At 36.2% G+C, this 13,957-nt stretch carries 18 protein-coding genes and 1 pseudogene; 3 read left to right on the forward strand and 16 right to left on the reverse strand.

The annotated features are described in order from the left end of the window. Both FJR38_RS15510 and FJR38_RS15515 read right to left on the reverse strand, forming a co-directional pair. Nucleotides 1-639: pseudogene (locus FJR38_RS15510) on the reverse strand (glycosyl transferase); the annotation flags it as partial. Nucleotides 640-771: 132 nt separating this feature from the next. Beyond that, nucleotides 772-1,926 carry an aminotransferase class V-fold PLP-dependent enzyme gene (locus FJR38_RS15515; RefSeq protein WP_168538018.1) on the reverse strand — a complete coding sequence of 385 codons (1,155 nt, stop codon included), beginning with the start codon at nucleotides 1,924-1,926 and terminating at the stop codon, nucleotides 772-774. An 85-nt stretch (nucleotides 1,927-2,011) separates the two neighbouring features. Here FJR38_RS15515 and FJR38_RS15520 point away from each other — a divergent pair, with 85 nt between their 5' ends. Both FJR38_RS15520 and FJR38_RS15525 read left to right on the forward strand, forming a co-directional pair. After that, the gene (locus FJR38_RS15520) at nucleotides 2,012-3,127 is read left to right on the forward strand and encodes an ABC transporter permease (protein ID WP_168538020.1); all 1,116 of its coding nucleotides are present in this window, start codon (nucleotides 2,012-2,014) and stop codon (nucleotides 3,125-3,127) included. Nucleotides 3,128-3,394: 267 nt separating this feature from the next. After that, on the forward strand, nucleotides 3,395-4,414 hold the full coding sequence (locus FJR38_RS15525) for a tRNA-dihydrouridine synthase (RefSeq protein WP_168538022.1): 1,020 nt from the start codon (nucleotides 3,395-3,397) through the stop codon (nucleotides 4,412-4,414). A gap of 78 nt (nucleotides 4,415-4,492) precedes the next feature. Here the strand turns inward: FJR38_RS15525 and nth are convergent, their stop codons facing one another. From nth to serS, 14 genes are all read right to left on the reverse strand, one after another. Next, nucleotides 4,493-5,179: an endonuclease III gene (gene nth / locus FJR38_RS15530; protein WP_168538024.1), complete on the reverse strand. Its 687-nt coding sequence runs from the start codon at nucleotides 5,177-5,179 to the stop codon at nucleotides 4,493-4,495. Nucleotides 5,180-5,273: 94 nt separating this feature from the next. Further along, nucleotides 5,274-6,374 (reverse strand): RIP metalloprotease RseP, encoded by a 1,101-nt coding sequence (gene rseP / locus FJR38_RS15535; protein ID WP_168538026.1) that lies wholly within the window; start codon nucleotides 6,372-6,374, stop codon nucleotides 5,274-5,276. Nucleotides 6,375-6,454: 80 nt separating this feature from the next. Then, entirely contained in the window at nucleotides 6,455-7,093 is a 639-nt protein-coding gene (locus FJR38_RS15540) for a Uma2 family endonuclease (protein WP_168538028.1), read from the reverse strand. Nucleotides 7,094-7,124: 31 nt separating this feature from the next. Further along, on the reverse strand, nucleotides 7,125-7,268 hold the full coding sequence (locus tag FJR38_RS15545) for a type II toxin-antitoxin system VapC family toxin (RefSeq protein ID WP_168496543.1): 144 nt from the start codon (nucleotides 7,266-7,268) through the stop codon (nucleotides 7,125-7,127). Beyond that, nucleotides 7,269-7,496, reverse strand: coding sequence for an antitoxin (locus FJR38_RS15550; RefSeq protein ID WP_168496545.1), 228 nt, complete (start codon nucleotides 7,494-7,496; stop codon nucleotides 7,269-7,271). Between the two features lie 277 nt (nucleotides 7,497-7,773). After that, a complete protein-coding gene (locus FJR38_RS15555; RefSeq protein WP_168496547.1) occupies nucleotides 7,774-8,157 on the reverse strand; it encodes a PIN domain-containing protein in 384 nt (127 codons plus the stop codon). Continuing rightward, complete coding sequence (locus FJR38_RS15560; protein WP_168538030.1) at nucleotides 8,150-8,392, reverse strand: hypothetical protein; 243 nt, start codon at nucleotides 8,390-8,392, stop codon at nucleotides 8,150-8,152. The genes FJR38_RS15555 and FJR38_RS15560 overlap by 8 nt, the downstream gene beginning before the upstream one ends. A 204-nt stretch (nucleotides 8,393-8,596) precedes the next feature. Beyond that, nucleotides 8,597-8,818, reverse strand: coding sequence for a type II toxin-antitoxin system HicB family antitoxin (locus FJR38_RS15565; protein ID WP_071188381.1), 222 nt, complete (start codon nucleotides 8,816-8,818; stop codon nucleotides 8,597-8,599). A gap of 2 nt (nucleotides 8,819-8,820) precedes the next feature. Next, on the reverse strand, nucleotides 8,821-9,048 hold the full coding sequence (locus FJR38_RS15570; RefSeq protein ID WP_168496551.1) for a type II toxin-antitoxin system HicA family toxin: 228 nt from the start codon (nucleotides 9,046-9,048) through the stop codon (nucleotides 8,821-8,823). 193 nt (nucleotides 9,049-9,241) lie between these two features. Further along, nucleotides 9,242-9,508 carry a Txe/YoeB family addiction module toxin gene (locus tag FJR38_RS15575; RefSeq protein ID WP_168496553.1) on the reverse strand — a complete coding sequence of 89 codons (267 nt, stop codon included), beginning with the start codon at nucleotides 9,506-9,508 and terminating at the stop codon, nucleotides 9,242-9,244. Next, entirely contained in the window at nucleotides 9,502-9,738 is a 237-nt protein-coding gene (locus FJR38_RS15580) for a type II toxin-antitoxin system Phd/YefM family antitoxin (protein WP_168496555.1), read from the reverse strand. The genes FJR38_RS15575 and FJR38_RS15580 overlap by 7 nt, the downstream gene beginning before the upstream one ends. A gap of 569 nt (nucleotides 9,739-10,307) precedes the next feature. Then, nucleotides 10,308-10,529, reverse strand: a complete 222-nt coding sequence (locus FJR38_RS15585) for a hypothetical protein (protein ID WP_168538032.1) — start codon at nucleotides 10,527-10,529, stop codon at nucleotides 10,308-10,310. A gap of 346 nt (nucleotides 10,530-10,875) precedes the next feature. After that, entirely contained in the window at nucleotides 10,876-11,661 is a 786-nt protein-coding gene (locus FJR38_RS15590; RefSeq protein ID WP_168538034.1) for a stage II sporulation protein M, read from the reverse strand. A gap of 124 nt (nucleotides 11,662-11,785) precedes the next feature. Continuing rightward, a complete protein-coding gene (gene serS, locus FJR38_RS15595) occupies nucleotides 11,786-13,066 on the reverse strand; it encodes a serine--tRNA ligase (protein ID WP_168538258.1) in 1,281 nt (426 codons plus the stop codon). Between the two features lie 306 nt (nucleotides 13,067-13,372). Here serS and FJR38_RS15600 point away from each other — a divergent pair, with 306 nt between their 5' ends. Beyond that, the gene (locus FJR38_RS15600; protein WP_168538260.1) at nucleotides 13,373-13,954 is read left to right on the forward strand and encodes a Uma2 family endonuclease; all 582 of its coding nucleotides are present in this window, start codon (nucleotides 13,373-13,375) and stop codon (nucleotides 13,952-13,954) included. The last annotated feature ends 3 nt before the right edge of the window (nucleotides 13,955-13,957 follow it).

Genomic DNA, 13,957 nt, shown 5'->3' on the forward strand with positions numbered 1-13,957 from the left:
TTAGTAAAATAGTTGTTTCTGGCGGTGTAGTTATGCCCCAATTGGTGCGTAATTCATCAATGGGAAAATGGGGAGAACCACCAGTTAAACCTACGTCGGTGATATTTGGGAATGCTGACATTGGTTCATGAAAAGGGAGACGAAATAGGCGATCGCATTTTGCATACCAATCACTAATCCAATCAGCAATTTCCAGAAATTCTCCTCCCCAATCTCGATAGATAAAATCCCAACCAAAGTTACTAATCATCCAGCAGGGAATATTCGCAGCTTGAGCAAATCCAGCCGCAAGAAAGGGAATATCTGCTAAAATTAAATTCACACGATTTTGACGAATAAAATTAATTTCGGAAGCAATTAAAGCGTGCTGATTTTTTTAATTTCTCGCAATTTTTCCAAAGTTGCTGGTTTATCCATTGTTAAACTATCGGCTTGGATAATACCTAAATCAAAAGCCCGTTGACGTAAAATAAAATCACCTTCTATATAAGATTCTAGTAACCAACGAGGTGCAGTTGTCACTAAAATTAACAACGCTTCGGGGCATAATTTTTGAATAGTGTTAGCGATTGAAGCTGTGCGGGTAGCATGACCAAAACCGTGATTGGTAATTGCTATATATATAATTGGTCGTTTCATGATTTAAAAGGTAGAAGTTTAAAAAGTATTTCTGTAATTGAGGTTGACACAAGGAAACCCAACACCAAAAATGGTTGGTTGTGTTGGGTTTTCCAAAGCCTCAACCCAACCTACTTGGATTATAATCGCTTTCTACTGTTGCTTGGATATTGCTGCTATTAATTGGTCAATTTCTGATTGTAGAGTTAGGTAATGGACACTCACACGAATACAATTAGGATGAGCAATTGTGCGGGTTAAAATATTTTGTGATTCTAGAGATTGCACCAATTTAAAACTAGGCTGATTAGTTAATTGAAAAGAAACTAATCCACTTTCTGGAGGTGAATTTTTTAAACATTTGACATTGGGTAAAGAGCTTAATTTCTGCCACAGATATTCACTATTTTTGTAAATTTGCTCATATCTTTCCTGTGCTGTTCCCCATTGTTCGTGAATTGTAATTGCTGCTTTCAAACCTATATATAATGGAGTTGATAAAGTAGATACTTCATATCTGCGTCCATCAGGTTGCCAACCCGTAGGTTGTGCTTCACTGTTAGTAATTACTCCATTTAAGCCAATAAATGTAGGATGTAAGTTTTCTCTAGCTTCAGGACGTACATATAAACCACCCACACCCGCAGGACCGCATAACCATTTGTGTCCAGTAAAGGCATAAAAATCTACTCCCAATGCGGTTAAATCCAAAGGAAGAACACCTACTGATTGAGCCGCATCTATCAATAATAGCGAATTATTGCTTTTACATACTTCTACAATTTTGTCAACAGGTAAAACTTGACCTGTATTCCATAAAACATGACTTAAAACTACTAAGCGAGTTTGAGGACGGAGATTTTCAGCAATAATACTGATAGGATTTCCGTCATTTAAAGTCGCCATTAAGGGACAAGTGCTAACTTCTACCGCAAATCTGCGGGCAATTTCCTGAGCCGTAGCAATGACTCCAGGGTGTTCGCAGTCAGAAAGCAGGAGATGATCACCAGGTTGCCAATCAATGCCCCACATGGCAATATTACAACCTACCGTTACATTACCCGTGAGAGTAATTGTATTACTTGGCACATTTAGTATAGAGGCGATCGCTTCTCGACTGGCTTGTATTTGCGGTGAAATCCAACTATAGGCTTCATTTCCAAAAGGTCCTATATTTTGAATGTGCGCTTGAGCCTCAGTCACAGCGTCCATAGCCCCTTGAGGCATTGGTCCTTGGCCTCCATAGTTAAAATAAACCTTATTACTTAAAGCGGGAAATTGTGAGCGATGGTGATGCAAGTTTTTCATAAAATGGGTTTGCAGGTTTTTCTCTAATTTATTGATATATACTTTTATCAACAATTAATCAACATTAACTTTTACATCAAAAATTATGAATTGGTGGCATAGACTCAATAAAAACCCTTTAGCACGATCTGGGGCAATTGTCCTATTATGTTTCTATTTAGCAGTGATTTGTGCTGATTTTATCGCTCCTTATAACCCCTACGACTCACAACCAAATGGTTCACTACTGCCACCAACCCGAATTAACTGGGTGTCACAGTCAGGGGAATTTATTGGATCCCATGTATATCCTACAACACAGGGCGATACTAACTTAGAAACTGGGGAAAGAAAAATAATTGTAGATCAAACAAAGCCTTCACCATTACGTTTATTTGTTGCTGGTCCTGAATATCAATTATTCAAGTTGAGTATTTCCCTTCCTCCCCAATGGCAAGAAGTTACAATTATTCCTGGTATTTCTTTAAATTGGCATTTGTTTGGCGTTATTGGTGATGCAAAATTCAATATTTTGGGAACAGATGAACAAGGCCGCGACCAATTTAGTCGGTTATTACATGGTGGTCGCATTAGTATGTTTATTGGCATTTTCGGCATCATCATTACCTATCCCTTGGCGTTATTAATTGGTGGTATATCTGGCTATTTTGGAGGGATAGTTGATAGTATCATTATGCGTTTAGCAGAAGTATTAATGACTTTCCCCAGTATTTATTTATTAGTAGCACTATCAGGAATAATAGACCCAAAATTAACTAGTAGTCAACGCTTTTTACTGATTGTACTAATTACTTCTCTGATTAGCTGGGCTGGTTTAGCTAGGGTAATTCGCGGCCAAGTTTTATCAATTAAAGAACTCGAATTTGTGCAAGCAGCAAAGGTAATGGGTGGTAAGCCAATTTATATCATTATTCGTCATGTTTTGCCGCAGACTGCTAGTTATATCATCATTTCTGCCACGTTAACAATTCCTAGTTTTATTGGTGCAGAAGCGGTGTTAAGTTTGATTGGTTTAGGGATTCAACAACCAGATCCATCTTGGGGAAATATGCTTTCTTTAGCTAGTAATGCTTCGATTTTAGTATTACAACCGTGGTTAATTTTACCACCAGCAATTCTAATTATTCTCACAGTTTTGTCATTCAATGTTTTAGGGGATGGATTGCGTGATGCTCTTGATCCTCGGAGTTTACAAAGGTAGAAGGATCTGAATTAAGGTTGGGTTGTGAGATACCTTTAGCGATCGCACAACCCAACACCAATCATAGTATAGAAATTGTCAGAATCAGGTGGTTATCGAGTTTCGACTTCGCTCAACTACCGCGGAGTCGAGATAATTTCCAGGATTTAAAGATGTACAGGATGAAAACTGGGATTTTATCACCTATCATATTAATAACCTATTACCTATTACCAATCACCAATCACCAATCACCAATTACCTGATGCTTTATTAATCTTCATCTCTATGTCCCTGGTATCACTCCCCCAATCACTTCAGAAAGACCTACCGCTTACCGCTCTTGCACCCATGCAGGATGTGACAAACCTCTGGTTTATGAAGGTCATTGCCCACTACGGCAGTCCTGACTACTTCTTTACCGAATATTTTCGCGTCAATGATACCTCACGGCTCAATCGTCACATTCTGGCAGCAATTACCGAAAATGATACGGGTCGCCCCGTTTTTGCTCAAATGATTGGTGAAAGCATTCCCGACTTAGTAAGAACAGCCAAGGAACTCTGTAAATATAATATCGCGGGAGTGGACTTAAATATGGGCTGTCCAGCACCGAGAATCTATCGTAAAAATGTTGGGGGTGGATTGCTGCGAGAACCGGAAAAAGTAGATCGGATTTTGGGAGAACTGCGTGCTGTTGTGAATGATAAACCTTTAACTGTGAAGATGCGCGTAGGGTTTGAAAATACAGATAACTTTTATAAAATCCTCGATCTCATCAATCGCCACAATATTGATTTGCTGAGTTTGCATGGTCGCACGGTGAAAGATATGTACCATGGAGAAGTTAAATATGATTTGATTGCGGAAGCAGTGAGAAGGGTTGATTGTCCAGTGCTGGCTAATGGCAATATCAAATCGGCGAAAACTGCCCTGGAAGTGCTTTCTGAAACGGGTGCAGCGGGTGTGATGGTGGGACGGTGGGCGATCGGTAATCCTTGGCTTTTTAATCAAATTCGGCAGGCTTTGCGAGGTGAGGAGATCACACCCGTTCCTTTGGTAGAGGTTCGCAACTATATTGATCGTTTATGGCAAACTCCTACAGGGTCAACTATGCCAGAACGGGCGCGGGTAGGCTACTTGAAAATGTTCCTTAACTACATTGCTTTAAGTGTTGATACTGAAGGTCATTTTTTGCGGTTAATGCGACGGGTGCAAACTGAGGCAGAAATGTTTAATTTGTGCGATCGCGTTTTCCTTGCTGATATGACAAAAACTTTAGCGTTAGCACCTTCTTTGACTATGTAACTATGGCAACTATACCTAGTACCGTAGGACGGAATTAAAAATGTTTATTTACGCCGTTGTGTACTAGTTTATAAAATTTTATTCATCATTCTTAGAAAATGATTGCTTCACCTTTGTTTGCGACAATTGCATCTCACACAAATCAGCCAACTCACATACACCACAAGCAGGAGAACGCGACTTACATACAGCCCGACCATGATAAATTAATCTAATTGACCAATTTTCCCAATCTGGTTGCGGTAATAACTTCATGAGGTCTTTCTCAATACCCACAGGTTCAGTATTTTTTGTCAACCCCAAACGCTGACTTAACCGCTTGACGTGAGTATCTACCGTCACCCCTGCATTGATTCCATAGGCATGGGCTAAAACCACATTTGCAGTTTTCCGCGCTACTCCTGGCAGCTTTAATAACTCTTCCATTTTGTTAGGAACAACCGAATTAAAATCATTAACAATCATTCGACAAGAGCCTTGAATATTCTTGGCTTTATTACGATAAAAACCAGTCGAACGCACCAATTCTTCTAACTCTAATATATCAGCATTTGCTAAACTTTCGGCATCAGGAAACCTGCCAAATAATCCTGGTGTCACCTTATTTACCCGCTCATCTGTACATTGAGCGGAAAGAATAGTTGCAACTAACAATTGTACGGGAGTTGCATAATCTAAAGAGCAAGTTGCATCTGGATACAGACGCTGGATACGAGCAAGAATTTCTAACGCCCGTTGTTTTTTTGTTAATGATTTACGAGTCAATCAGTTTTCTAGTATTAGTGGTTAGTGGTTAGTTGACAATTAACAATTGTCAATTGTCAATTATCAATTGTCAATTGCCAATTGCCAGATATATTTACTGCAACAACTTTTGCACCCATTCTAATTGGGATGTTAACTGGGTAGTTTCTTTAACAATTAGGAAAAGACCCAATCCTAAAAGTAACACCAAACCAGTTTGCATAACACCGTCTTGAATTTTGCTAGGTAAAGGCTTACCAAATAAACCTTCAATTGCTAAAAATGCGAGTTGTCCACCATCTAAAGCGGGAAGGGGCAAAATATTAATAACTGCCAAGTTAATACTAATAATTGCCGCAAAAGAGAATAAATTTGTGCTATCACTAGCCGCTAATTGAGCGCCAATTTTGACAATTTTCACGGGTCCAGAAACTTGTCCTACCGTTTGCCCAAAGTTAGTAATTAACTGTCCAAAACCTTGGAAAGTCCCTATAACTAATTGTTGGAAACGATTAGCAGCAAAGGTGAAAATCTCACCTATATTTTGAGGACGGCGATAAATTGCTTTACCATTTGGTCCCAATTCAATCCCCACTACACCTTTACCATCAGCACCTTGTTTAGGTGTTAATTTCAGGTTGGTTTGTTGGTTTTCGTGTTGAATTTTTAGGTCAATTTCTTGGTTAGGGTGGGTTTGGATTTCTTTGGTTAATAATGTAGTTGCGTCTTTACCTAGAGGAACTTCTTGACCATTCACAGCCAGAATAATGTCTCCTTCTCGAATTCCTGCTTGGTAAGCAACGGATTGTTCATCTACAGGTTTGACAAGTACACCTGGTTGATACTGAAATTCTTGGGGTATACCAACGATACCCAATTGCAAGGCCAACATCAAATAAGCAAAGATTAAATTTGCTATCACACCGGCACTAATGACAATGGCTCGGTCTAATACTGGACGATTACGCAGCAAATTCGGATCATTAGGGGGAATTACGCTATCTGGGTCATCGTCAGGAAAGCCAACAAAGCCACCTAATGGGAAAGCGCGGATAGTATATTCCGTTTGTGATCCTTGGTACTTTAAAAGTGTTGGGCCAAAACCCAAGGAAAAGCGGTTAACGTAAATGCCTTGAGAACGGGCGGCTATGAAATGTCCCAACTCGTGTACTAAGATCAAAATAGCCAAAACTGCGATCGCTGCTAAAACTGACATAGAGCAAATTAATCAAAATATTCGGATATATATCTTTATTGTAGTTTGGGAATGGGTGCAACAGACTCAATCAGCCGATGTCAATTTTTCATCTGTTGTCTAACCCATTCCCGAAAGGAGCGAATCATGGCAATTTCGCCAACTTCCAGACTTTTAGCTAAAAATCGGGGAATTTCTGTAGTGAGGGGCAAATTTGCAAAGGTAGGAGAAACATCACAGGGAATATAAACACTTTCACCCAGTTGATAAATCTGCATTACCGGATGATCATAACGCCAAATTTCGGGAACTCCTAAAGCCAAATAAATATGTAATCTATCAAGAGAAGCACTGGTATAATCAACTTCTATAATTAAATCTGGTGGAGGATCTTGAGTCAAATCGAGATTTTGCTTATTTCGCATTATCGGTTCATTTTGGATGTAAAAACTAGAATCTGGTTCTACACCTTTAGCCAAATCTTGACGTTTACAAGTAACTGAACCGGTACTTTTCAAGTTAAGATTAAGTTCTTCTGCTAAATTATCAATTAGCTTTTCTATCAGTCTTTTATTATGTTCATGGGGCATTAAAGGAGTCAGAATTTCTAGTGTTCCCTGGTTGTAAGCTAGACGGGTAGTGCGATTATTCCCCATCTCTCTCAAAATGGTTTCAAATGTGTGCCAAGTAATATTAGGGAGTATAGCTCGGTGGGTGTTAGTGGGTGCTATAGTTAGCATGAGACTTCACCTCGTATTTTTTACTAGGATATCATTGATTAATGAAAATGTCTGATAGTGTGATGGAAGAAATGCCAATATCAGAAATTAACAAAGTTTTAAATCGCGCTATAACTTTTTCTGGCTTTTGTTTAATCAGATAAATACAGATGTTAGTATCGAGAAGATATTGCATTTAAAATTCCTCTCTTTTATCAACAGAAAGTTGATCTCTAGTGGTCATAAAATCATCAGAAAATTGATCTAAACTATCAATTAAACTTTGCCAAGGATTATCTTTACTAATAAGAATAATGGCATTACCAATTTTTTTTATATAAACTTCTGTCCCCGTTATTTGAAAATCTGAGGGTAATATCACCGTTTGATGAGTACCATCACTGCTAAGTTTAGCTGTGTTCATGATATATTGCCTCTAATTCAGGTTAGTTGCTTATGCTTTGATTATAGCTAAAAATTCTCTGAATCAGGATGTCCAGGATTTGAGGATGTACAAGATGGTTTTTTAATATTCATCTATATTTTCAGAAATTGCGCTAATTCAAACATCCTAAAATATCAAACTCAAATATAATCCTGTTAATCCTTTAATCCTGGTTATCCTGATATGGCTTGCGCCACGCTACGCTATCAGACAGTTAAATTTTAATAAAAAACGGTGCATTACATTTCATTAACGCCTAACGTAATAATCTAATTTCAACCCCCACATTAATACTACCCCACAACCTATCAGTTGTTAGAACAGGCTGATTAAGAATAATACCTAATGCTAAACAAGCTCTATCACCAAATGAAAGCCCGATTGATTTAGTGATTGGGCGCAACATTCCTGCTTTTAAAGCTTGTTCTTCATTAAAATTAATAACTTCAAGATTGAGATCAGAAATAATCTGTCTAATATCTTCTTCCGGTATTCCTGCATCAGCTAATTTTGCTATAACTTCGGATAAATTCACTGTACTAATTGCAGCTTTACCAATAAAATTTAAAACTTCTTTGCTACCAGTTTCTTGATTAAGCAAAGCTAAAATAGCAGAAGCATCTAAAACAACTTCACTCATTCAAACTTTCCTCTCTTCGTTCCTGAATTAATTCTTCAGAAAGTTTTCTACTAGCAGGAATATATTTTCTAAAAATAGCCTGAGCATTTTGCACAGAAGTTTGCAGATGATGTTCAATTGGGCGATCTTCTAATACAAGAACAGCGTTATATTCTCCCATTGGTATATCTACAGAAGAATTGACTAATAATTTACCATCATTTGTTATAGTTACTTTTATGTCTAGTGTTTTCATGGTTAACTTAATTAGTAAATGATTATGTTAATTATACCAAATTTTTCAGAATCAGGATGCTCAGGATTGGAGGATGTACAGGATGATTTTTTAATATTAATCTACATTCTCATAAATTACATTAATTCAAATATCCCATAATATCAAACTCAAATATAATCCTGTTAATCCTTTAATCCTGGATATCCTGATTCTGACAGTTAATTATACATTACTGAGTGCTTTAACTTGAGAAATAGCACGTTCAACATCTGGTAATTGTTGACCATGTTTTTCTGCTGTTTCTAACCATAAATCTCTGACAATGATCAATTCTTGTAATGTTTCTTCTAAAGTTTCTCCTTGTGCTAAACATCCTTTTAAGGCTGGAATTTCAGCTACAAAACCGCCTTCTTCACAGGGATAAACAACTATGGGATAATTCATGATTATGCTCCTTCTATTAATTCTAATACTCGTTTAACATAAACTGATTTTACCCGATTATTATGTACGGGAATTACTAAAATGATATCATCTTTGATAAAGATATGATGACTACCTGTAATTCTATCTAATAGAAAAGTATCTAATTCTAACAGTTTACGAATATCACTAAATTTGGCATTATTGGGGCTATTTGTTAATTTTTCAATCAGTTTATCTTTTTTGACCATTTTCCGCTAATAGAATTTTTAACATTATTTATCAGAATCAGGATGTCCAGGATTTGAGGATTTACAGGATGGTTTTTTAATATTAATCTACATCTTCAGAAGTTGCACTAATTCAAATATTCCAGAACATCAAAATCAAATATAATCCTGTTAATCCTTTAATCCTGGTTATCCTGATTCAGACAGAAAAATACTACTCATAATGTGTCCACATTCGTAAAACTTTGATAGTATTTTCATCTTCAATCACTTCATATACTAAACGATGTTGAATATTAATTCGTCGTGAATATGCACCTTCTAAATCTCCTACTAACTTTTCATAAGGTGGAGGATTTTGAAACGGATTGACCTGAATAATATCAAGTAAAGTTTGTGCTTTATCTTTTAAATTACTTGCAGATAATTTTTTAGCATCTTTCTGAGCCTGTTTAGTATAAACTAACTTCCAATTTACCACTCTAATTCCCCATCACATTCTGCAATCGGTGTTGCTAATCCTTCTTTAATTGATTCTCTCATTCCTGGAATAGAAAGTAAATATAGTGTTTCTTGGATAGATTTCCAGTCACTTTCAGATAATAATACTGCGTTGTTATTTTCTCCTGCAATGATAATAGGTTGATGAGATTGATTAACTGAATCAATTAAATTCTGTAGTTGCTGTTGTGCTTGATTAATTGAAATCATAATCTTTTTTGAGATTACATTATTATAATAAATAATAGCATAGAATTTAAAAAAATGTCAGAATCAGGATGCACAGGATTTGAGGATGTACAGGATGATTTTTTCATGTTCATCTAAATCTTTAGAAGTTGCATTTTGTCTGAATCAGGATGTCCAGGATTTGAGGATATACAGGATGGTTTTTTAATATTTATCTACATTTTCAGAAATTGCGCTAATTCAAACACACCAGAATATCAAAATCAAATTTAATCCTGTTAATCCTTTAATCCTGGTTATCCTGATATGGCTTGCGCCACGCTACGCTATCAGACAGTTAAATTTTAATAAAAACGAGTTACAGGAAATAATGTAATACCTGATGGTGCTAATGCTTCCTTCCTGAAACCATTGATTAGCAGTGCAAGGTAATTCTAATCTTCCTCGTTGTTGTGCAAGTGCAATTTCATAACAGGAAATAACAGAAATACCTACCTCGTCAGCAGTTTCAATTGCTTCTTTCCAATGGGTAGGAAATCTCTGAAATTCCTGATTAATAAATCAAAACCAAATATGAGTATCAAGGACTATTATTTGAGACATTCCCACTCTTCTTCATTGACAATAGGACTAACAATATCACCCAATGTTTTACCTTTACCAGCGATAGAAGTAGGAGGAATACGGCGTTTTGTTTGTGGTAATTTTTCTTCTAGAATAGTGATAATCACACGAGCAGAATTAACTTGAGGTTGTTCTGACAACCATGTTAATTGGCCATTTTCATAAATTGCTTCGTAACTTTTTAGCATGGTAATTTGATGATGAATGATGGTTATTTTCTATTATAGTTGAAACAATTGCATTTTTTCAGAATCAGGATGTCCAGGACACCCTTTGGGAAGTCAAAAGTCAAAAAATCATTTATTTTCAGAAGTTGCATTTTGTCTGAATCAGGATGTCCAGGATTTGAGGATGTACAGGATGGTTTTTTAATATTCATCTACATTTTTACAAATTGCGCTAATTCAAATATTCCAGAATATCAAAATCAAATCTAATCCTGTTAATCCTTTAATCCTGGTTATCCTGATTCTGACAGTTAAATTTTAATAAAAAACGGTGCATTACATTTCATTAACGCACCCTACAAGATGTTTAGTCTGAAAATCTCTCAACCCAAAGCATATCTTTATCAATTTGTAAAATTTGCCTATCAATAGCTGCTTTCATATCTTCGCTTGGGCGCAATACTTTTTCCTTTTGGTAGCGAATTCTACGCCGTTCATGGGCAGCTAGATTGGAATTATAAATACCTAAAAAATCTCTACCAGCATAAACACTACGTAAACGAGCATCCGCTTGAATTGATTTCATATTAGCTGTTAACTCTCGTTTTTGTAATTGCAACTCTTTTTTACGTTGTTTTAGTTCTTTGAGAAGTATTTTTTGTTCTTTAGGAGAGTTAGGTGTAAAATCTATAAATTCTTGTAATTTTTCCACAATACTCGCTAAAAATACTATGTATTGTTCTTTAATACCCATTATTAAATAATCTAAAATTTTATTATTTTGAGTTAATTCTGTTTCAAGATTATTAGTTATATTAATCAGTTCTCCTATTTTGGCTTGCGCTTTTCTATCCCATTCCTCTACCTGCTGAAATGTGGAGAGATTTTTGAAATCATATATCATTTCTATATAATTACTCTCTATTTTTAGCTTTTCTAGTTGTATTTTGTTACATATTTTGTTATAGTTCCGAGCTAAATTTTTGCCACTAGGTGTTAAAAACACCCAAAACATTAATCCTAATGATAATAAGAAGAATCCTATAGCCACTATAGGAGCAATACCAATATTGAAGCCTTTTGAAAAAACTAACCAGCAGGAAAAAATGGCTATACAGAAGATTGCAGTAATAATTATTTGAAACTGAGCCATAAGAGTATCTACATAGATATATTTAAGATAATATTGTATCCTATAATCAGGGATTATACAAAATTTAAAATTTATTTGTATATCCCTTTATGTATCGGTGTTTTTAGTGGTCAAAACCCCTAAATCACAAAACCTCCCTACCCAAATAAACCTGCAAAACCTCCGGTACTTTAATCGTTCCATCAGCTTGCTGATAATTCTCCAAAATCGCCGCCATAGTCCTTCCCACAGCTAAACCAGAACCATTTAAAGTATGTACAAATTGCGTCCCTTTCTTACCAGCTTCCTTAAACCGAATATCCGCCCTTCTTGCTTGAAAATCCACACAATTAGAACAACTAGAAATCTCTCGATACTTCCCAGAAGAAGGCAACCAAACCTCTAAATCATAGGTCTTAGTTGCCCCAAAACCTAAATCAGCAGTACATAAATTAATCACACGATAAGGCAACTTTAAAGCCTGTAAAATACTCTCAGCACTTCCTACTAACTTTTCTAATTCATCAAAAGAATCTTCCGGTTTTACTAACTTCACCAACTCCACTTTATTGAATTGATGCAACCGAATTAAACCCCGCATATCCCGTCCATAACTTCCCGCTTCTCGACGAAAACATGGAGTATATGCACAGTGATAAATTGGTAATTCTTCCGCGTTGATAATTTCTCCCCGATAAAAATTTGTTACCGGAACTTCCGCAGTGGGAATTAACCACAATTCATCATCTGCACATTTAAAACTTTCTTCTGCAAACTTCGGTAATTGTCCTGTTCCGGTTAAAGAATCTGTATTTACTAACAACGGTGGACTAATTTCTATATACCCATTTTCAATATGCTTTGAAAGCATAAATTGAATTAACGCTCTTTCTAAAGCTGCACCTGCACCTATCAAACTCACAAACCGACTTTGGGCAATTTTTACCGCTCTTTCAAAATTCAAAATACCCAACTTTTCCCCAATTTCCCAATGTGGTAAAATATTCGGGTTTTCGGGTTTATATTCATCTCCCCATTTTCTTACTTCTGGGTTATCGTCTTCGCTTGCACCTATGGGGGTAGAATCACTAGGAAGGTTAGGAAGTGCTAAAAGTAATTCTTGAATTTGCGCTTTTAACTCTTTTTCCTGGGGTTCTAATCCGCTTAATGTGGTTTTGAGGCTGTTTCCTTCATCCTTTAAGGCTTGTATTTCTGGATCTTGAGGATTAACACCAGATTTTACCTTTTGTCCAACTAGTTTACCAATTTCATTACTCCGGGCTTGAAGTTCGTTGCGTTTTCCTTCTAGTTCCCGTTGTTTTTGACTTAAATCTAATATAGGCTGAATGTCGTATTTACCACTACGAGTATTCAGCTTTTCTTGTACCAGTTGGGGGTTTTCTCTAATTTGTTTAATATCCAGCATTGGTAAGTTTTGGTTGGTTTTGGTAAATTGTACTTGATTGACGTGATTCAACAGCACAGAATCATAAAATTGATCAAATCATCCATTTTTCATCTGCGTTTATCTGCATTTATCTGCGTTTAATTATAAATTGCTACAATAATAATGAGAAGTGGAAAATCAAGAAAATATTGTGGAAGGTGTAGGGGCGAAGCATTCGGATTATAACCTTGGGTAAAAACCGATAATTTATCGCCCGAATGCTTCGCCCTTACCTGAATCCTTACTTTATCCATTCCCTACCCTTGAAGGAGATTATCAGCAATGATGACATCTGAATCAGTAATTTTAAATATTAAAAAAGTTGGTTTAAGTGATGAACAATTTTATCACCTCTGTCACACTAACGAAGATTGGAAACTAGAAGAAACTGCTAAAGGAGAATTAATAATTATGCCTCCAGTGGGTGCAATTAGTGGAAATAGAGAATCAGAATTTAATGCTGATGTTGCAATTTGGAATCGTAAAACTAAGCTAGGAAAAGTCTTTAGTTCTTCCACTATTTTCACTTTACCTAATGGTGGTAAACGCTCCCCTGATGTCGCTTGGATAGCTAATGAACGTTGGGAATCTTTAAGCATTGAAGAACAGGAAAAATTCCCTAAAATTTGTCCTGATTTTGTTATAGAATTGCGTTCTCGTACCGATTCTTTAACTCAATTACAGGATAAAATGCAAGAATATCTTCATAGCGGTTTACGTTTAGGTTGGTTAATTGATCCGCAAAATCAACAAGTAGAAATTTATCGTCTCAATCAACCTGTAGAAATAATATTATTACCAACCTCTTTATCAGGAGAAGATGTTTTACCAGGATTTATTCTGGAATTACCTCTTTTCAATGATTGATAA

Origin of the sequence: Anabaena sp. UHCC 0253 (assembly GCF_009712085.1) — a bacterium.
Classification (GTDB): Bacteria; Cyanobacteriota; Cyanobacteriia; order Cyanobacteriales; family Nostocaceae; genus Dolichospermum.